This window comes from Pseudonocardia halophobica (assembly GCF_027922425.1).
Classification (GTDB): Bacteria; Actinomycetota; Actinomycetes; order Mycobacteriales; family Pseudonocardiaceae; genus Pseudonocardia; species Pseudonocardia halophobica.
In genome coordinates, this window is the sequence record NZ_BSFQ01000034.1 from 29948 (window position 1) to 48982 (window position 19035).

A 19035-nucleotide genomic window follows, 5' to 3' on the forward strand; every position below is an offset into this window, starting at 1 on the left:
CACCGAACGCGAGCGGATGTGGCATCCGTCATCGAACGGTCACGGCTGACCGTCTCTCCGCGCCCGAACCTTCCCCGGGAGGGGCGTGCCGAAACGTGGATCAGCGCCGGAAGAGCCCGGCGACCTGCGTGATCAGCCGGCGGCGCGGCGGTCGGACGCCGTCGTAGCGGTGGGTCCGCTCCCGGGCGGCGAGCTCGCGGCCGGCGCCCTCGGTCAGCCGATCCGCCGATCGGGCGGCCAGGGCGACGTCCCAGCCGTCCCGGAACGCCCCCGAGACCGGACGCCCGGCGAGCACCGCGCAGGCGAACGCGGACCAGTCGGCGCCGAGGCCGGCCGCGAGCAACGGCCACGCCGCGGCGGCCTGGCCGGACCGTTTGCGCAGCAACGCTTCCCGGGTCGCGGCGAGCCGGTCGGCGGCGAAGCCGGGCGGGTCCGGGGCGCCGTCGACGAGGGCCGCGACGAGGGCCGCCTGCCGTGCGGCGAGATCGCCGGCGCCCGTCGGACCGGCTCCGCCGGCGCTCAGGGGGCCCGCCCCGCCGGCGCTCACGGGACCGGCTCCGGCGACGCCGAGGGGACCGTCTCCGAGGGCGCCGACGGGATCGGCCCCAGCCGCGCCGACGCCACGATCGCCGCCAGCTCCCCGCGCAGCTCCGCGGCGGGCGGGTAGCGGCCGTCCCGCTCCAGCATCACGGCCGGCGCGGCGCCGCGCTCGCGCACCTCCTCGAGCAGCATGAGCACGGCCGAGGGGACGGGGTCGAGGTGCGTGTCGTGGTACAGCCCGTCGTGGACCGCCCCGCCCGCCACGTGCACGTACGCCACCCGACCGAGCGGCATCCGGTCGAGGACGGCGGACGGGTCCTGCCCGCGGTTGCGGGCGTTGGCGTGGACGTTGGCGACGTCGAGCAGCAGCAGCGCACCGGTGCGGTCGAGCAGCTCGGTGAGGAAGTCGCCCTCGGCGTACTCGTCGTCCGGCCAGTCGAACAGCGCCGCGATCGGCTCCAGGGCGAGCGGGACCTCCAGCTCGGCCTGCGTGCGGCGGACACCCTCGACCAGCACGTCGAGCGCCTCGCGGGTGCGCGGCACCGGCAGCAGGTGCCCGGCCTCGCGGCCAGCCGCCCGGACGAACGCGACGTGCTCGCTCACCAACGGCGCGTCGAGCGCCCGGGCGCAGGCGGCCAGGTGGGCGACCCGGCCCGGGTCGACGCCCTCGGCGTCCCCGAGGCCGAGCCGCACCCCGTGCGGGACCACCGGGATCCCGCGGCCCCGCAGGTCCGTCACCCCTCGAGACGGACCTGCGGGCGGACGGTCCGGGTGCCGGAGGTCGAGCGACTCCGCGATCACCTCGCAGAACCCGAGGTCGGGCAGCCTCGCGACGACCCCGGCGATCTCGGGCCGCCAGCCGACACCGAGGCCGGCCACCGGCGCGGGGAGCACACCCGGCGGGCCCTCAGCCGCCGCAGCCACCGCCGCCCCCACCGCCGCAGCCTCCGCCGCCCCCACCGCCGCAGCTGCTGCCGCCCCCGCCGTCGCCCCCGCCGCCGAAGGCCCAGCTGCTGCTGCCGGAGTCCGAGTAGCCACCGCTCCAGCCGCCGGTCGCGGCCGCGGCCTTCTGCGCCGCCAGCTCGTCGGCGAAAGCGGGGTCGGAGGCCCACAGGGCGCCCATGCCGAAGATCCCGACGCCGAGCGCCGCGGCCCCGGCGCCGTGCGCCACCCAGTCCGGCTTCATGCTGGGCGACAGGTCGGAATGCTTGTCGCGGAGGAACTCCAGGGCGCGCTGCCCGGTCGCCGTGCGCTGCGGCACGCGGACGAGCTGGACCAGCCCGATCACGGCGACGACGACGGTCGCGGCCACGAGGAAGCCGATCGGCCGGGCGTCGGCCACCCCGGCGATGATCCGGACCAGCCCGAACACGGCGACCGCCAGCATCCAGCCGCCGATCCGGCGGATGCGGTCGCGCTGGGCCTCGGACAGCAGGAGCTGCTCGGCGACGAGCCGCTCCCGGATCCGGTCGAGCGCCGCGGCGACCGACCCGTGGAACCGCAGCCGGTGCTGCGGGGTCCGCGAGGTCGCCGTCGCGTGAATCGCCCGCTCGAGCTCGGTGGCCCGCGTCTCGGGCCGGCCGACGGCCTGGACCACGCCGCGCCCGGCGGTCGCGATCGTGCCGGACAGGTGCATGGCGCTCAGCGCGGACCAGACGGCCAGCTCCGGGCCGCCGTGCAGGTACGCCACGTCCTGGGGGCGGCCGGAGAGCGGACCGGTCCGGTCCGCGGCGGTGGTGCGCCCGGCCCCGGCGATCCGCCGCCGCGCCCGCGTCGCCGCGACGAGCACCGCCGCGGCGAGGACCAGGTAGAGGAACAGGAAGGTGGGGCCATCGACGCCCCAGGTGTCTCCCGGTGCTGCGAGTACCGCCATCACGACCACCCCCCGGTCGGTCGTCCTGTGGGACACCGACAGCATGGGGTGGCGCAGGCCACTGCGGAACGTTCTTGACGAAGGCTTAGGGTTCGCGGGCCCGCCGTCGCCTCAGCGAGCCCTCAGCGACCGACCGGCCGGTCCTCACCCCGCGACCGCGGCCCGCACCTGCTTCTTGATCCGCGCCAGCATCGCCGCCATGCCGCGGATCCGCAGCGGGCTGACGGCCTGGGTGAGGCCCAGCGCCGTGTAGAAGTCGTCCGGCACCGCGAGCACCTCGCTCGCCGGCTCGCCGTCCAGGCCGGTGTGCATGATCCCGGCGAAGCCCCGGGTGGTGGGGGCCTCCGGCGGGGCGGAGAAGAAGAGGTGCACGCGCCGGTCCGCGTCCTCGTCGACCTCGACGGCGAGGAACAGCGGCGACTGGCACTCGTGCACCTGCTCCATCGACCCCGCCGCGTCGGCGTACCGGTCGGGCAGATCGGGGAGCTCCTGGCTGAGCTCGAGGAGGAGCTGGAGGCGGTCCTTCGGACCGACCGCCTCGAAGTCCTCGACGAGCTCCGCCAGGGCGGGAGGAAGGCTCATTTCTCCACGGACCCCTTGTCGGCGCCCTGCACGATCGGGACCCGCACCGAGTTGCCCCACTCGGTCCAGCTGCCGTCGTAGTTGCGGACGCCCTCGAACCCGAGCAGGTAGGACAGCACGAACCAGGTGTGGCTGGACCGCTCGCCGATGCGGCAGTAGGCGATCGTGGGCGCGTCCTTGGCCAGGCCCTGCTCGTCCTCGTAGATCTCCGAGAGCTCCGTGCGGGACTTGAACGTGCCGTCCTCGTTGGCCGCGCGGGCCCACGGCACGCTGGACGCGCCGGGGATGTGGCCGCCGCGGACCGCACCCTCCTGCGGGTAGTCCGGCATGTGCAGCAGCTCGCCGGAGTACTCGCCCGGGGACCGGACGTCGACGAGCTGGCCGCCGAGGTGGCCCAGCACGTCCTCCTTGAAGGCGCGGATCGCGATGTCGTCCCGCTCCACGATCGGGTACTCGACCGGGGTCGGCTTCGGCTGCTCGGTGGTCATCTCGCGGCCCTCGGCGGCCCACTTGGCGCGCCCGCCGTCGAGGATCCGGACGTCCTCGTGGCCGAACAGCCGGAACACCCAGAGCGCGTAGGTGGCCCACCAGTTGTTGCGGTCGCCGTAGAACACGACGGTGCTCTCGCGCGCGATGCCGCGCTCGCCGCACAGCTGCGCGAAGGCCTCGGGGTCGACGTAGTCCCGCGTGACCGGGTGGTTCAGCTCGGTGTGCCAGTCCACCTTGACGGCGCCCGGGATGTGGCCGGTGTCGTAGAGCAGCACGTCCTCGTCCGACTCGACGACGACGACGTCCGGGTCGCCGAGGTGTTCGGCCAGCCAGGCCGTGGTGACGAGCCGCTCCGGGTGGGCGTACTCGGCGAACTTCGGGTCCGGGTCAGTGGGAGCCATGGCCGCGAGGGTAGTCCCGGCGACCGCCGCTCCGCCGCCGGTCGTCAGTCCTCCGGGGGAGTTGTCCACAGGTCCGTCGGGGAGATCCCCAACGCCCCCAGCAGCCGCCGCACCAGCGGCAGGCTGATCCCGATGACGTTGGACGGGTCCCCGTCGATGCCGTCGACGAACCAGCCGCCGAGCCCGTCGAGCGTGAAGGCACCGGCGACGACGAGCGGCTCGCCGGTCGCCAGGTACGCCTCCAGCTCGGCGTCGGTCGGCGTGCCGAACCGGACGGTCGTGGTCGCGTGCCCCTCGGCGACCCGCTCGATGTCCCCGTCGACGACGTGCAGCACCGCGTGCCCGGTGACGAGCTCGCCGGTCCGCCCGGCCATCGCCTTCCAGCGGGTGCGCGCGGTGTCGACGTCGTGCGGCTTGCCGACCAGCTCCCCGTCGATGAGCAGCATCGAGTCGCAGCCGACGACGACGGCCCCGTCGGCCGTCCCGTCGGCCGTCCCGTCGAGCGTGCGGGCGACGGTGGTGGCCTTCGCGCCGGCCAGCTTGGTCACCTTCTCCGCCGGCGGCGCCCCGGGGATCGCGGCGAGCAGCGCGTCCTCGTCGACGTCGGAGACCCGGACGAGGGGATCGAGGCCGGCCGCGCGGAGGACGGACAGCCGGGCGGGGGAGGCGGAGGCGAGGACCAGACGCACGCGGCGACTCTACGAGCGCCCCGTGCGGCCGTGCGCGGTCAGGCCGGGGCACCGCTCACCGGGCGCGGATCACCCGCCCGCGAGCCCGTGCCGGTAGGCGTACCTCACGGCCTGGGCCCGGTCGCGCAGCCCCGCCTTGGCGAACAGGTGGTTGACGTGGGTCTTGACCGTCGCCTCGCCGACGACCAGCCGGCGGGCGATCTGCTGGTTGGACAGGCCCTCGGCGATGAGCGTCAGCACCTCCGCCTCGCGCGGGGTCAGCCCGTCCGGCAGGGCGCCCGGAGCGGCCGCCGGCGGCGGGGCGGACCCGCCGACGAGCCGCGCGGCGGCGACCGGGTCCAGCGTGGTCTGCCCGTCGGCGGCCGAGCGGAGCGCCCGCCCGATGGCCTCGGCGTCGGCGTCCTTGGAGAGCCAGCCCACGGCGCCCGCGCGCAGGGCGGGGACCACCGCCTCGTCGTCGACGTACGTGGTGAGGACGACGACCGCGGTGCCCGGGTGCTCGGCGCGGACCCGCCGGGTGGCCTCGACCCCGTCGACGCCCGGCATCCGCAGGTCCGTGAGCAGCACGTCGGGGGCGTGCTCGGCGACCAGTTCCAGCGCGGCGGCGCCGTCCGCGGCCGCCCCGACGACCTCGATCCCGGGCAGCAGGCCGAGCAGGGTGACCAGGCCGTCCCGGACGATCCGCTGGTCGTCGGCCAGCACGACCCGCAGTGTCATGGCGCAGCCGGGACCCTCAGCCGCACCCGCCATCCGTCCTCCGTCGGTCCCGCGTCCAGCCGGGCGCCGACCAGCGCCGCCCGCTCGGCCATCCCGACCAGACCGTAGCCGCCGGCCCCGGGGTCGGGACGGGCGCCGGTCACGTCGGTGACCTCGAGCTCGACCTCCCCGCCCGCCGGCCGGAGCCGCACCGTGACGGGGGCACCGGGGGCGTGCCTGCGGGCGTTGGACAGGGCCTCCTGCGTGGTCCGGACGAGGGTGTCGCGGGCCTCCGGGGAGACCGCCGGCAGGTCGTCGGCCAGGTCGAGGGTGGCACCGGGATGGTCGGCGGCGAGCACCCGCAGCGCGGTGGGCAGGTCGACGGGTCCGCTGCGCAGCGCGTGCACGGCCCGGCGCGCCTCGGCCAGGCCCTCGGTCGCGAGCCGCTGCGCCCGCTCCACCTGCGCGACGGTGTCCGCGGGCGCGCCGTCGCGATGCAGCATCAGCCGCGCACCCTGCAGCTGCACCGACAGCGCCGACAGCGAGTGCGCGAGGACGTCGTGCACGTCGCGGGCGATGCGCGCGCGTTCGGCCAGCGCCGCGGCCCGGGCGTGCTCCTCGGCGGCCCGGGTCTCCGCGGCGCGGGCGAGCTCGCGTTCCTCCGCGCGGCGGTGCGCGTCCCGCCGGCTCATCCCCAGCAGCAGCACGCTGGCCATCCCGAGCGTGACGAGCAGCGACTCCGTCAGCTCGCCGCGCGCGATCGTCAGCGCGAGGGCCAGGGCCACCGCGGCCGCGAGCGCGACGGCGGGGAGCCGGCCGAGCCGGGCCCCCGCGGCGCCGACGGCCACGAAGCAGAAGGCCACCGACACCGACCAGCTCCCGGCCAGGGCGGCCATGAGGCAGCCGCCGGCGGCCGTCGCGACGAGCCCGGCGGGGTCCCAGCCGGGGCGCCCGATGCGGGCCGCCGTGATCACCCAGCCGGCGCTCGCGAGCGCCGTGGCCGCCACCGCGAGCGGGGTCACGGGCAGCCGTGGGGTCCCGGCCCAGGCGGCGGCGACGATGATCGGCAGCCAGACCAGGGCCGCGGCCCGCCGCAGGACGGAGGGCCGCGACCCGGGTCCGGCCGCGTCGAGCATCACCCCCCGATCCTCGCGCGCGGCGACCCGGCCCCGTCAACGCCGGCCGCCGCGGCGACCCGGGCGCGCAGCACCAGCAGCGTCAGCACGCCGAGGACCGTCAGCACCAGCGGCACGAACATCGCACGCCGCGGTGTGGGCCGGTCGGTCAGCTGGCGGGCCACGACCAGCACGAGCAGCACCCCGACGAGCAGAGCGGTGACCAGCGGGTTCCCCGAGGCGAGGTCCATGCCCCGGAGCGTGCTCCGGGGGCCGCCGCGGGTCGTCGATCCGCGGGTCGATCCCGGGTGGAGCGGCAGCTCCACCCGGGGGTGGAGGTCAGCCCGCGATCTCCGCCACGACCGGCGGGGCCTCCACCTCGGCCGTCGCCTCGCGGACGGAGCGGGCGATCGTCGGGTCGTCGAACGACGTGTCCTTGGCCTTCGCGACGAACTCGTGCCGCAGCCGGGCGTAGCCGAAACGGTCGTCGAACATGTCCCGGCTCATCTCGGCGAGCTCCTGGACCCGGTAGGTCTCCAGCGGGCGGCGGAGCTCGTCGGCCTCCCGGGCGGCCTGCTTGGCGGCCAGGGCGGCGGCGTACCCGTCGCCGGTGGCGAGCCGGACCGCGTGCTCCACGACCTGCTCGTCGAAGGCCGTACGGTCGCCCTCGAGCACCTCGTCGACCAGGCCGGTGCGCAGCGCCTCGGCCGCGCCGACCGGCAGGCAGTCCCGGGTGAACCGGACGGCGTCGGCCATCCCGACCCGCCGCGGCAGCGCGTAGGTCCAGTACTCCGAGCCGGTCAGGCCCATGTTCCGGTAGTGCGGGTTGAGCACGGCGCCGCGGCGCAGCAGCACGGTGTCCGCGCCGAGCGCCATCATCACGCCGCCGGCGCCCGCCGGCCCGCCCACGGCGGTCACGACGAGCTGCGAGGTGCAGGTGAGCAGCTCGCGGCAGACGTCGTTGATCGCGTTGATGTTGCGCCAGCTCTCCACCGTCGCGTCGGGGCGGCCCTCGGCGACGTTGAGGTGGATGCCGTTGGAGAAGATCTCGCCGCCCTCGAAGACCAGGACCTTCGTGTCCTGGGCGGCCGCGTGCCGCAGCGCGGCGGCGACCCGGTGGCCCTGGCTCGCCGACATGGCGCCGTTGTAGAGATCGGCGCGCACCACGCCCACGCAGCCGTCCGGGCCGACGCGGCGGTAGCTGATCTCGCGGTAGCCGTCCGACGGACCGGTGGGCCGCTCGAGCGACTCCGGCACCTCGTCGAGGGCGCCCTCGAGGGCGCCGCCCAGCACGGTCGCGGCGGGCAGCTTCACCCCGCCCGGGATCCGGGCGTGCCCGATCCACACCGCGCCGTCGCCGGTGCGCACCAGGAGGGCGCCGTGCCGGCGCAGCGCGATCGAGCCGGGGGCGCCCGGGGTGGCGGAGCCGCGGTGGGCGTCGAACACCGACAGCGCGACGCCGGCGAGCTCCGAGCGCACGCCCGGCGCCCCGTCGCCCGCCCGCACGCGGCGCAGCACGTGGTCGGTCGGGTCCTCCCAGGAGAAGACCCGGTCGGTCTGCTTCATGGTCGGCCGGAGCCGCCCGATCACCGCGTCGCCGAAGGACTCCGCGGGCTGCGGCTCGAACGCCGGGTCCTGCGCCTTCGCCACGACCTCGCGCGCCAGCTCGACGGCGGCGTCGGCGACCGGTCCGTTGTAGACGGCGGACTTGCGCGGCGGCTCGGCCGGCATCGGGAAGGTCCGGTGGCCCCAGATCGGGCCGGCGTCCATCTCCTCGACGGCCTGCAGCGCGGTGACACCCCACACCGGCTCCGCGTCCGTGATCGCCCAGTCGATCGACGACGGGCCGCGGTCGCCCAGCGGGCCCGGGTGGATCACCACGACCCGCTGACCCCGCCAGACGTCCTCGGGGACCCGCTCCTTGAGGAACGGGCAGAGCACCAGATCGGGTCGCGTGGTCTCGACGGCCTTGCGGATCGCGGCCTCGTCGTGCGCGAGGCGGACGTCGAGGTGGTGACCGTCCTCGCGGAGCTCCGTCCAGACGCGCTGGGTCAGCCCGTTGTAGGACGAACAGAGCAGCAGGATTCTCACGTACTTCTCCGGGTGATCGACCAGTGGGGGAGCACTGCCGACCGGGCGCCACGCTGCACCGCGGTCTCCACGACCGCGCGCGGGTTGCCCCCCGGTGCTGCACGTGGACCGCAAGGCACGTTACCTCGGTCGTGCGGGTGATCGACTGGGCCGATCGGCCGAGAAGATCGACTCCGGGCGGAGGTACCCGACCCGCGAGCGAGAACGTCGTCGCAGGTGGTCAGGGGTCCTGCGGGCCCGAGCTTCCGCACGCCGACACGCCGAAGTGGACGCGGTGAGTCGCCGAGCGGTCACCTCGGGTACCTCGACCGCTGCTCCGAAGAGGTGAATTCGCCGCGCTTCGGGGTCGTGTGCTCACTTGCGGTCGCCCTCCCGGCGTCCCGGTGCCGGACGCGTCCGAAGGGCCTATCGACCGCCTCCGCGGGCTCACAGGGAGGGCGGTCCAACGACCGTCCCGGACGTTCTCTCGCCGGATGAACCTCTTTCGCGGCGAGTGGTCGGCAGTCTGAGCCCGGCGGTCGCAACGGCCCCGGACCGGGCACCGCACTCTGCCGAACGGCGGTGTCCGGTTCACCTCGGACAGGGGCGAAAGGCCCGGATCCCGCGACGATCGGCAGTCCGCAACGGCGTTGACCGCCCGTTCGCACGCGATCGAGTCATGCCCGGGACACGCTCCGTGTACCTTCCGCCGTCGACGCGTGCGAAATCCGGCGGGGCCCCGACCCGAACGGATGACTGCCCGGACGGGCCCGGGGCCGAGAGTGAGCGGCCTGCCGGCGACGCGCGACGAGCTGGACGAAGCGACGGAGAGGGTGGCCGACGAATGACGAGGCTGCTGGACTGGCTGCCACGCGGCAACACGCTCGACGAGGCGTCGTTCCGCAGGCGGCATCTTCTGCTGCAGTGGGTCCTGGCGGCCCACATCCCCGTGCTGTTCCTGTTCGGGTGGCTGCTCGGCAACCCGCTGGGGCTGGTGCTCGGGGCCGCCATCGCGCCCGTCGTCGTACTGCTGGTGGTCGGGCACTTCGTGACGCAGCGGCGCGTCGCGTCCTCGTGCGTCAGTGCCGGGCTGGTGTGGTGCTCCATCGCGCTCGTGGCCGTCACGCACGGCACGATCGAGTCGCACTTCCACTTCTTCATCATCATCGGCTTCATCGCGCTGTACCAGGACTGGGTGCCGTTCCTCTGGAACATCCTGCTCACCGGCGTCTCGCACGGGATCGGGACGATCTTCTACCCGACGTTGATCTTCAACCACCCCGCGGCGCAGCGTGACCCGTGGCTGTGGGGCGGCATCCACGCCGGCGCGGTACTGCTGGCCTGTGTCGGCATGGTGATCTTCTGGCGGATCACCGAGGACGAGCAGCACGAGAAGGAGGAGCTCGGCCGCGAGCTCGTCCGCGCCGACGCCGAGATCGGCCGCCGGCAGTTCACCTCGGACATGCTGGTCAACCTGGCCCGCCGCAACCAGTCGATGCTCTACCGGCAGCTGGACATCATCAACCAGCTCGAGGAGAAGGAGCAGGACCCCGACGCGCTCGCCGAGCTGTTCAAGCTCGACCACCTCGCCACCCGCGTCCGCCGCAACGCCGAGAGCCTGCTCGTCCTCTCCGGCGAGCAGCCGCCCCGCGTCTGGTCGGCGCCCGTGTCGATGCGCGACGTCGTGCGCGCGGCGATCGCCGAGACCGAGGACCTCGAGCGGGTCGAGTTCTCCGTCGACGACCGGATCGCGGTCGCCGGCCACAGCGTCGCCGACCTGACCCACCTGCTGGCCGAGCTCACCGAGAACGCCGTCCGCTTCTCCCCGCCGGACACCGCCGTGACGATCCGGAGCCGCCCCCAGCGGGCCGAGATCGGCGGCCAGATCCTGACGATCGAGGACTGGGGCGTCGGCATGCCCGACGACGAGCTGGCCGCGGCCAACGAGCTGCTCATCCGGCCCCGCGAGGTCGACCTCTCGGTGTCGCAGCGGCTGGGCTTCCACGTGGTCGCGCGGCTCGCGGCGCGGCACGGCATCGAGGTGTCGCTGTCCACCACGCCGGGCTCCGGGTTGACCGCCGTCGTGGTCCTCCCCGCGGCGCTCTTCGTGTCCGACCCGCAGGCCGGGCCGCACGCCGGGATCGGCAGCGGGCCGGAGCAGACCCGCCGGGCCACCGCGGTGCACGAGCAGCCGCCGGCCGAGCACGCCCGCCGCGCCCAGGCCACCGCGACCGCCGAGCGCAGCCCGCTCCCCGGCATCGCGGCCGCCACCGCCCCGGCCTGGACCCCGCCGGCCCCCGCGACCCCGCAGGACCGGCCGACCCCCGTCGCGCGCCGGGCCCCGGCCGCGTCGGCGACCCCGCCGGCCTCGCCCGCCACCCCGGCGGCGCTGCCGGTCACCCGGTCCGCGCCGATCCCGGCCGTGCCGGGCGGCAACTGGTCGGGCTGGTGGGACCCGGCGCCCGCCGACCGTGTCCCCGGCCCGGTCGGGGACGACCGGTCCGGCCGGAACGGCACCGGCCACGCGGCCAACGGGCTCAACGGGCTCAACGGCCACGGCCCGAACGGCGCCGGCCACAACGGGCACGGCCTCGGTGGCAACGGGGGTTCCCACGGCAGTGCCAACGGGAACGGGGCCCACGGCCTCGGTGTCAACGGGAACGGTGTCAACGGGAACGGCGCCCACGGCCTCGGGCAGGGCACCGTCGGCCACAACGGCACCGGCAGGAACGGTCACGCCCTCCTCGGGGGCGACGGCGCCACCTCCGCCGGCCCGACCCCCGACGCCCGCGCGAACGGCACCGACGGGCACGCAGGGCACGCGAACGGGAACGGCGCCGACGGCCACGAGCCGGACCGCGCCACCGACCGCGCCACCGAGCGGACCGACGGCGCCACCGACCGCGCCGGCGACACGGACGGCACCGACACCACCCGGGTCCCGATCCCGACCCCCCGCCCGGCGCCGGCTGAGGGCCTCCGGCCCCCGGCCACCGGCTCCAGCGGGCTGCGGCGCCGCGTCCCGCAGGCGTCGCTCGCCCCCGAGCTGCGCGGTGGCACGGCCGAGCCCGTCGCCCCGGCGGCGCCCGCCGCCCCGGCCGGGCCCAGCGCCGATGCCGCCCAGGCCCTGTCCCGCTACCAGGCCAGCCGGCAGGCCGCCCAGGCCGTCGCCGACCAGGGCCTCGACGGGACCGGGATGCACGACCAGCACGACCAGCACATCACCGACAGGAGGACCAACCCGTGAGCACGTCGACCGGCCGGCTGGACTGGCTGCTCGTGGAGTTCACCCGGGACGTCCCGGGCGTCGTCAACGCCGTCGTCGTCTCCGGCGACGGGCTGCGCCTCGCCTCCTCGCCGGGTGTCGGCGAGGCCCTCGGCGACCAGCTGTCCGCCGCGGCCTCCGGCCTGGTGAGCCTGGCCAACGGGACCGCCCAGCTGCTGGGCTCCGGTGCGGTGAGCCAGACCATCCTCGAGATGGAGGGCGGCTACCTGTTCGTCACCGCCGTCAGCCGCGGGGCGACGCTCGCCGTCCACGCCGAGCGCGCCTGCGACATCGGCATGATCGGCTACGAGATGACCCTGCTGGCGTCGCGGGTCGGCCACGCGCTGACCCCGGCGCCACGCACCCCGGCGGGCCGCTGAGGTGCGGGACGGAACGGCGGACGACCAGCCCGTCAGACGGGCGGGCCGGGTCGTCCCGGTCTACGCGGTCACCGGCGGGCGGACCCGCTCGGCCGGCAAGGAGCTGCCCGTCGAGGCGCTCGTGACGGTCACGCACTCGGGCCGGCACGCGGCCGACCTGCAGCTGGAGTACCGGACGATCCTCGGCCTCGCCGCGGCCCCGGTCTCGCTGGTCGAGATCGGTGCGGCCCTGCAGGTGCCGGTGGGCGTGGCCCGGGTGCTGGTCGGCGACCTCGCCGACGCCGGCTACGTCGCGGTGCACCTGCCGCAGGTCGGGGGCGACGGTGCCCCCGGCCCCGAGATCCTGGAGAGACTGTTGGAGGGGCTCCGTGCGCGATCGGCGTGAGCTGTACCCGCTGAAGATCCTCGTGGCCGGTGGCTTCGGGGTGGGCAAGACGACCTTCGTGCGGTCGTTGTCGGAGATCCCCCCGCTGCTCACCGAGCAGGCGATGACCTCCGCGTCGGTCGGCGTCGACGACACCGTCGCCGTGCCGGACAAGACCACGACCACGGTCGCGATGGACTTCGGACGCATCACGGTCGACGAGTCGCTGATCCTGTACCTGTTCGGCACGCCCGGGCAGTCCCGGTTCTGGTTCATGTGGGACGAGCTGGCGCGCGGCTCCGTCGGCGCAGTCGTCCTGGTCGACCTGCGCCGGGTCGACGAGTGCTTCCCGGCGATCGACTACTTCGAGGACCGGCGGATCCCGTACGTCATCGGGGTCAACCGGTTCCCGGGCTCGGACGCGCACTCCGAGGACGACGTGCGCGACGCGCTCGCGCTCGCACCGGAGACTCCGGTGCTGTGGATGGACGCCCGCGAGGCCGACTCGAGTCTCCGGTCGCTGGTGGCGCTGGTCGAGCACGCGCTGTCGCGCACGGCCGTCGCGGGCTGACGCGCCGGGATCCTCCGGCGCGCGTCTTCATCACGGACCCCGCTCCTCGGCGACAGGGCTCCCACCCGCTCGGGTGGGAGCCCGTCGTCGTTCTCGGGGCCTTCCGGGTCCGTGCTCGGCTGGTCCGTACCGGGGGAGGATCAGCGGGGCAGCACCGAGGCGCGCCAGGCGCCCGGGCCGACGTCGAGCGGCCGGCGCACCCGGTCCGCCGGGTTCGACCACAGGTCGCGCGCCTTCGGCGGCGGGGTGTCGCCACCGCTCGCGGCCGCCGCGAGGACCACGGTCAGCGCCGCCAGCTCCTCGGGCGTCGGGTCACCCTTGACGACCCGGAAGAGCGCGCGGCGCTCCTCCGGGGTCTTCTCCTCGACGTTCTCGCTCATCCCCGCACCTCTCCGCCTCGTGAGTGCCGACGGTCGCCCTGGCGACGATCGCCACTCACAGCGGGATGTTGCCGTGCTTGCGGGCCGGGCCCTGCTCCCGCTTGGTCGCGAGCATCCGCAGCGAGCGGCCCACGTACCCGCGGGTGTGCGACGGCGGGACCACCGCGTCGATGTACCCGCGGTCGGCGGCGATGTAGGGGTTGGCGAGGGTGTCCTCGTACTCCTGCTGCAGCTCGGCGCGCTTGGCGGCGAGCTCGTCGCCCTCCAGGCCCTTGAGCTCCTTGCGGTACAGGATGTTGACGGCCCCGGAGGCGCCGGTGACGGCGATCTGCGCCGTGGGCCAGGCGATGTTGACGTCGGCGCCGAGGTGCTTGGAGCCCATGACGTCGTACGCGCCGCCGTAGGCCTTGCGGACGATCACCGTGACCTTGGGGACGGTCGCCTCGGCGTAGGCGTAGATCAGCTTGGCGCCGCGGCGGATGATGCCGTTCCACTCCTGGTCGGTGCCCGGCAGGAAGCCCGGGACGTCGACGAAGGTGAGGATCGGGATGTTGAAGGCGTCGCAGGTCCGCACGAAGCGGGCGGCCTTCTCGGAGGCGTCGATGTCGAGGCAGCCGGCGAACTGGGTCGGCTGGTTGGCCACGATCCCGACCGAGCGGCCCTCGACGCGGGCGAAGCCGGTCACGATGTTCGGCGCCCACAGCTCCTGGACCTCGAGGAACTCGCCCTCGTCGACCACCCGGCTGATGACCTCGCGGATGTCGTAGGGGGTGTTCGCCGAGTCCGGGACGAGCTCGTCGAGCTCGCGGTCGGTGTCGGTGATGCCGTCCTCGATCGAGCCGGCGGTGGGCTCGGGCGCCGGGTAGGTCGGCGGCTCGGACAGGTTGTTCGACGGCAGGAAGCTCAGCAGCTCCTTGACGTAGTCGATCGCGTCCTGCTCGTCGGAGCCGAGGTAGTGCGCGACGCCGGACTTGGAGTTGTGCGCCCGGCCGCCGCCGAGCTCCTCCATGTCGACGTCCTCGCCGGTGACCGTCTTGATGACGTCCGGGCCGGTGATGAACATGTGGCTGGTCTCGTCGACCATCACCGTGAAGTCGGTGAGCGCCGGGGAGTACACCGCGCCGCCCGCCGACGGGCCCATGATCAGCGAGATCTGCGGGATCACGCCGGAGGCCCGCACGTTGCGGACGAAGATCTCGCCGTAGAGGCCGAGGGCGACCACGCCCTCCTGGATGCGGGCGCCGCCGCCGTCGTTGATGCCGATGACCGGGCAGCCGATCTTGGCGGCCACGTCCATGACCTTGACGATCTTCTCGCCGTAGACCTCGCCGAGGGAGCCGCCGAACACGGTGGCGTCCTGGGAGAACACGGCGACCGGGCGGCCGTCGATCGTGCCGGTGCCGGTGACGACGCCGTCGCCGAAGGGGCGCTTCTCCTGCATCCCGAAGTTGGTGGAGCGGTGCCGCACGAGCGCGTCGAGCTCGACGAACGAGCCGGGGTCGAGCAGCTGGTCGATCCGCTCGCGGGCGGTCTGCCGGCCCTTCGCGTGCTGGCGCTCCGCCGCCGCCTCGGAGGGCAGGGCCTCGGTGTACCGCTTGTACAGGTCGGCCAGCTTGCCGGCCGTCGTGTGCACGTCCGGCTCGACGTCCGGGGCGTTCGACGGGTCCCCCATCGGCTCCGTTGCAGCGCTCATGGCTGCGGAGCCTAACCCGGCCGTTACGCGCCCGGGCCGCCCGGCGGAGCGGTCTGCGTCACGTTCCCGCCGGTCACCCCGGTCGGGCCCGGTCGGCCGGTGTGCCGCCGGTCGGTCGCTCGGCGCGCCGCTCGGCGCACCGGACGCGCCTCCGGCACCGTCGGGCGCCTTCACCACGCCTCGGGCCGGGAAGGGCGGCGCGTGCGGAGATAGGTTCCGGCGGTGAGCACCCCCGCGCCGCAGCCCTTCGACGAGCACGCGCTGCGACACGCCCTGCTCGGCCCCGCCGGGCGCTGGTCCCGGCTCGACGTCGTCGAGGAGACCGGCTCGACCAACGCGGACCTGATGGCGGCCGCCCTCGCGGGCGCCCCGGACGGCTCGGTGCTGGTCACCGAGCACCAGACGGCGGGCCGCGGCCGGCTCGACCGCACCTGGGAGGCGCCCCGCGGGTCGGGGATCGCCGTGAGCGTGCTGTGGCGGCCCGAGGGCATCCCGGCCGAGCGGCTGGGCTGGCTGCCGATGCTCGCCGGCGTCGCGCTGCTCGACGCGGTCAGGGCCGTCGCGCCGGACGTCGCCGCCGGCCTCAAGTGGCCCAACGACCTGCTGCTCGGCCCCGACCGCCGCAAGGGCGCGGGGATCCTCGCCGAGATGACGCCGGTGTCCGGCGGCGGCCCGGGCGTCGTCCTCGGAATGGGGATCAACGTCGACGCCCCGGCCGGGACGTTGCCGGAGACCGCGACGTCGCTCGCCGCCGAGGGGGGCCGGGTGGACCGCTCGGAGCTGCTCGTCGCGCTGCTGCGCAACCTCGCCGAGCGCGAGTCGGCCTGGCGCGCCGCGGCCGGCGACGCCGACGAGTCGGGCCTGCGCGGCGACTACCGCGCCGGCTGCCTCTCGCTCGGGTCCGAGGTGCGGGTCGAGATGCCCGGCGGCTCGGCGCTGGTCGGCATCGCGGAGGACGTCGACCCGCAGGGCCACCTGCTCGTCCTCGAACCCGACGGGCACCGCCGCGCGATCGCGGCGGGCGACATCGTGCACCTGCGGCCGGCGGACCGTCCCGACGCGTGATCCCCCGGATACGGTGGGTGCGTGGCCTATCCGGACGAGCTGCTGGTCGAGGGCGAGCGGGTGGTGCTCCACACCCGGCCGCACTGGAAGATGCTGGTGCTCCCGGTGCTGGTGTTCCTCGTGGTGGTCGGCGCGGCGTCGTTCCTCGCGGCGCTGGTGAGCGCGCAGAGCTGGGCGCTCGTCGCCTGGGTCGCGCTCGCCGTCGTCGCGGCGGTGCTGGTGGGGCGGTTCACGGTGCTGCCGTTCGTGCGCTGGCGGACCACGCACTTCGTCGTCACCACCCGCCGGGTGCTCGTCCGCGAGGGGGTCCTCTCGCGCAGCGGCATGGACATCCCGATGTCGCGGATCAACACCGTGCAGTTCCGGCACACCGTCGCGGAGCGCATGCTGGGGTGCGGGACGCTCGTCATCGAGTCGGCCTCCGACGAGCCGCTGGAGTTCACGGACGTCCCCGCCGTCGAGAAGGTGCATTCGCTGCTCTACCAGGAGGTCGCCGACGATGCCTGAGCTGCCCATGACCGTGCCCACCGCGGGGCTGCCCGCGCACGTGACGATCTACGAGGTCGGCGCGCGGGACGGGCTGCAGAACGAGAAGGCCGTCGTGCCGGTCGAGGTGAAGGCCGAGTTCCTGTCGCGGCTCGCCGACGCCGGCCTGACCACGCTGGAGGCCACCAGCTTCGTGCACCCGAAGTGGGTCCCGCAGCTGGCCGACGCCGCCGAGCTGCTCGCCGCGCTCGACCGGCGGCCGGGCGTCGACTACCCCGTCCTGGTGCCCAACGACCGCGGCCTGGACCGTGCGATCGAGGCCGGGGTGGACCACGTCGCCGTGTTCGCCAGCGCCACCGAGACCTTCGCGGCGAAGAACCTCAACCGCACCCTCGACTCGCAGTTCGACATGTTCGAACCCACCGTGAAGCGGGCGCTCGACCACGGGATGCGGGTGCGGGCGTACGTCTCGATGGCCTTCGGCGACCCGTGGGAGGGCGCGGTCGAGCCCGCACAGGTCGCGGCCGTCGGACGCCGGCTCATGGAGATGGGCTGCTGGCAGCTCTCGCTGGGGGACACCATCGGCACCGGCACACCCGGGCACGCCGAGGCCGTGATCGACGCGTGCGTGGCGGCGTCGGTCGCCGTCGACGGCATCGCCGTGCACTTCCACGACACCTACGGCCAGGCCCTGGCCAACACCCTCGCCGCCCTGCGCCGCGGCGTGACCACGGTCGACGCCTCCACCGGCGGGCTCGGCGGCTGCCCGTACGCGAAGTCCGCCACCGGCAACCTCGCCACCGAGGACCTCGTCTGGATGCTCGACGGGCTGGGGATCACGCACGGCGCGAACCTCGACGCCCTCGTCGCGACCAGCGTGTGGATGGCGGGGAAGCTCGGCCGCCCGTCGCCCTCCCGAGTGGTCAAGGCGCTCTCCGGCGCCTGAGGTCCATGATCGTCATGCGCGTGCGACGGCGGCCGTGCTGGCAGCCGGGGATGCACGCGATCGCCGATCCCTGAGCCCGTCGTGTGGTCGACGGGCTCAGGGGCGGGGCTGGTCCCGGGAGCCGAACATCCCGGTGAAGCGGGCGCGGTAGACCACGTCCTCGCTGTCCGCGGCGCCCCGGCGCATCCACGCCCGCAGGGTGATCAGGCCCATCCACGGCTTCGACGACGACCGCCGCGCCTCGAGGATCTCGAGCGAGGCGAACAGCTCGTCGCCCGCGAAGACCGGCGCCGGCCAGGCGATCTCGTCGCCGCCGGGGGAGCCGAGGGCGGTCGAGCGCAGCAGGAGGTCGTCGACGTAGAGCCGCATCCACAGCCCGGCCGTGAACCAGCCCGACGCGGCGAGCTGGCCGAAGATCGACTCCTTGCCCGCGGCCTCGTCGAGGTGGAACGGCTGGGGGTCGAAGCGGCGGGCGAACTCGACCATCTCGTCGTGGTCGACGGTCACGGAACCGAAGTCGAAGACCCGGCCCGGCGTGAGGTCCTCGAACGCGATCTCGGAAGCATCCGGCATGAACGAACGTTAACCCGCGCCCGGCCTCAGCCCGCCCCGAGGATCGTCACAGCGGCGTCGTGCAGCAGGCCGTTCGAGGCGATGCCGTTGCCGCCGGCGAAGCCCGGCCGGCCCTGCAGGTCGGTGAGCCGGCCGCCGGCCTCCTCGAGGATCGGCTGCACCGCGGCGAGGTCCCACGCGTTGGCCTCCGGCTCCACGGCCAGGTCGATGACGCCCTCGGCGACCAGGCAGTGCTGCCAGAAGTCGCCGAAGGCCCGCGTCTCCCAGCAGGCCCCGGTGAGCGCGAGCCAGCCGTCGAGCAGGCCGTGCGCGCGGAAGGTGTTGAGGTCGGTGGTCGAGACGTAGCAGTCGGCCAGGTCGGCCACGCCGGTGACGGAGATCCGCCGCGACTCCCCGCCCGGGCGGTCGCTCGTCCACGCGCCGTGGCCGGCGGCGCCCCACCAGCGCCGGCCCAGTGCCGGGGCGCTCACCACGCCCACCGTCGGCCGGCCGTGCTCGGTCAGCGCGATCAGCGTGGCCCACACCGGCATCCCGCGGGAGAAGTTCTTGGTGCCGTCGATCGGGTCGAGCACCCAGCCGCGCCCGCTCGGCGGCAGCGCGTCGAGCGAGCCGCCGCGCTCCTCGCCCAGCACGGCGTCCCCCGGCCGCTGCCCGCCCAGCGCGGCGCGCAGGGCGTCCTCGGCCGCGGTGTCGGCGTCGGTCACGGGCGTGCGGTCCGGCTTGCGCGTGACCCGGAGGTCGGTGGCGCGGAAGCGCGGCAGGGTGATCGCGTCGGCGATGTCGGCGAGCTGGAGCGCGAGGGCGAGATCCGCCCGCGTGTCCGAATCGGTCCCGGTGGAGGTCACGGGCGGGGAGCA

21 protein-coding genes are annotated in these 19035 nt (G+C 74.9%); 7 read left to right on the forward strand and 14 right to left on the reverse strand.

What is annotated here, in order from left to right; all coding sequences use genetic code 11:
• Window positions 1–100: 100 nt before the first annotated feature.
• From PKE99_RS28685 to PKE99_RS28730, 10 genes are all read right to left on the reverse strand, one after another.
• Entirely contained in the window at window positions 101–547 is a 447-nt protein-coding gene (locus PKE99_RS28685; RefSeq protein ID WP_051737515.1) for an SCO6045 C-terminal-like domain-containing protein, read from the reverse strand.
• A complete protein-coding gene (locus PKE99_RS28690) occupies window positions 544–1464 on the reverse strand; it encodes an MbnB/TglH/ChrH family RiPP precursor modification enzyme (protein WP_231498224.1) in 921 nt (306 codons plus the stop codon). Before PKE99_RS28690 ends, PKE99_RS28685 begins: the two co-directional genes overlap by 4 nt.
• On the reverse strand, window positions 1448–2413 hold the full coding sequence (locus PKE99_RS28695; protein WP_037046684.1) for a TIGR04222 domain-containing membrane protein: 966 nt from the start codon (window positions 2411–2413) through the stop codon (window positions 1448–1450). Before PKE99_RS28695 ends, PKE99_RS28690 begins: the two co-directional genes overlap by 17 nt.
• A 144-nt stretch (window positions 2414–2557) precedes the next feature.
• On the reverse strand, window positions 2558–2995 hold the full coding sequence (locus PKE99_RS28700) for a SufE family protein (protein WP_037046410.1): 438 nt from the start codon (window positions 2993–2995) through the stop codon (window positions 2558–2560).
• Window positions 2992–3885, reverse strand: coding sequence for a sulfurtransferase (locus PKE99_RS28705; protein WP_037046413.1), 894 nt, complete (start codon window positions 3883–3885; stop codon window positions 2992–2994). Before PKE99_RS28705 ends, PKE99_RS28700 begins: the two co-directional genes overlap by 4 nt.
• 44 nt (window positions 3886–3929) lie before the next feature.
• Complete coding sequence (locus PKE99_RS28710) at window positions 3930–4574, reverse strand: Maf family protein (protein ID WP_037046416.1); 645 nt, start codon at window positions 4572–4574, stop codon at window positions 3930–3932.
• 69 nt (window positions 4575–4643) lie between these two features.
• Window positions 4644–5291, reverse strand: a complete 648-nt coding sequence (locus tag PKE99_RS28715; protein ID WP_037046685.1) for a response regulator — start codon at window positions 5289–5291, stop codon at window positions 4644–4646.
• Entirely contained in the window at window positions 5288–6406 is a 1119-nt protein-coding gene (locus tag PKE99_RS28720) for a histidine kinase (protein WP_231498233.1), read from the reverse strand. Before PKE99_RS28720 ends, PKE99_RS28715 begins: the two co-directional genes overlap by 4 nt.
• Entirely contained in the window at window positions 6406–6636 is a 231-nt protein-coding gene (locus tag PKE99_RS28725; RefSeq protein ID WP_156067643.1) for a hypothetical protein, read from the reverse strand. The genes PKE99_RS28720 and PKE99_RS28725 overlap by 1 nt, the downstream gene beginning before the upstream one ends.
• 88 nt (window positions 6637–6724) lie before the next feature.
• On the reverse strand, window positions 6725–8476 hold the full coding sequence (locus PKE99_RS28730; RefSeq protein WP_063739771.1) for a hydrogenase maturation protein: 1752 nt from the start codon (window positions 8474–8476) through the stop codon (window positions 6725–6727).
• 823 nt (window positions 8477–9299) lie between these two features.
• On the opposite strand from PKE99_RS28730, the gene PKE99_RS28735 reads away from it, so the two are divergent.
• Genes PKE99_RS28735 through PKE99_RS28750 form a run of 4 tightly spaced genes read left to right on the forward strand, consistent with a single transcriptional unit; the run spans window position 9300 to window position 13035 of the window.
• Window positions 9300–11702 (forward strand): sensor histidine kinase, encoded by a 2403-nt coding sequence (locus PKE99_RS28735; RefSeq protein ID WP_051737518.1) that lies wholly within the window; start codon window positions 9300–9302, stop codon window positions 11700–11702.
• A complete protein-coding gene (locus PKE99_RS28740; RefSeq protein WP_037046421.1) occupies window positions 11699–12100 on the forward strand; it encodes a roadblock/LC7 domain-containing protein in 402 nt (133 codons plus the stop codon). Before PKE99_RS28735 ends, PKE99_RS28740 begins: the two co-directional genes overlap by 4 nt.
• Before the next feature lies 1 nt (window position 12101).
• Complete coding sequence (locus PKE99_RS28745) at window positions 12102–12485, forward strand: DUF742 domain-containing protein (RefSeq protein WP_037046423.1); 384 nt, start codon at window positions 12102–12104, stop codon at window positions 12483–12485.
• Window positions 12469–13035 carry a GTP-binding protein gene (locus PKE99_RS28750; protein ID WP_197040656.1) on the forward strand — a complete coding sequence of 189 codons (567 nt, stop codon included), beginning with the start codon at window positions 12469–12471 and terminating at the stop codon, window positions 13033–13035. The genes PKE99_RS28745 and PKE99_RS28750 overlap by 17 nt, the downstream gene beginning before the upstream one ends.
• A 140-nt stretch (window positions 13036–13175) precedes the next feature.
• Here PKE99_RS28750 and PKE99_RS28755 read toward each other — a convergent pair whose 3' ends face one another.
• Complete coding sequence (locus PKE99_RS28755) at window positions 13176–13415, reverse strand: acyl-CoA carboxylase subunit epsilon (protein WP_037046426.1); 240 nt, start codon at window positions 13413–13415, stop codon at window positions 13176–13178.
• 55 nt (window positions 13416–13470) lie between these two features.
• Window positions 13471–15108 (reverse strand): acyl-CoA carboxylase subunit beta, encoded by a 1638-nt coding sequence (locus tag PKE99_RS28760; protein WP_037046428.1) that lies wholly within the window; start codon window positions 15106–15108, stop codon window positions 13471–13473.
• Between the two features lie 222 nt (window positions 15109–15330).
• On the opposite strand from PKE99_RS28760, the gene PKE99_RS28765 reads away from it, so the two are divergent.
• Genes PKE99_RS28765 through PKE99_RS28775 form a run of 3 tightly spaced genes read left to right on the forward strand, consistent with a single transcriptional unit; the run spans window position 15331 to window position 17605 of the window.
• A complete protein-coding gene (locus tag PKE99_RS28765) occupies window positions 15331–16173 on the forward strand; it encodes a biotin--[acetyl-CoA-carboxylase] ligase (RefSeq protein ID WP_037046431.1) in 843 nt (280 codons plus the stop codon).
• Between the two features lie 21 nt (window positions 16174–16194).
• Window positions 16195–16680, forward strand: a complete 486-nt coding sequence (locus tag PKE99_RS28770; protein WP_037046432.1) for a PH domain-containing protein — start codon at window positions 16195–16197, stop codon at window positions 16678–16680.
• Entirely contained in the window at window positions 16673–17605 is a 933-nt protein-coding gene (locus PKE99_RS28775; RefSeq protein ID WP_037046435.1) for a hydroxymethylglutaryl-CoA lyase, read from the forward strand. The genes PKE99_RS28770 and PKE99_RS28775 overlap by 8 nt, the downstream gene beginning before the upstream one ends.
• Before the next feature lie 96 nt (window positions 17606–17701).
• Here PKE99_RS28775 and PKE99_RS28780 read toward each other — a convergent pair whose 3' ends face one another.
• Window positions 17702–18178, reverse strand: a complete 477-nt coding sequence (locus tag PKE99_RS28780; RefSeq protein ID WP_037046437.1) for a MaoC family dehydratase — start codon at window positions 18176–18178, stop codon at window positions 17702–17704.
• A gap of 26 nt (window positions 18179–18204) precedes the next feature.
• On the reverse strand, window positions 18205–19023 hold the full coding sequence (gene hisN, locus PKE99_RS28785) for a histidinol-phosphatase (RefSeq protein ID WP_037046440.1): 819 nt from the start codon (window positions 19021–19023) through the stop codon (window positions 18205–18207).
• Between the last annotated feature and the right edge of the window lie 12 nt (window positions 19024–19035).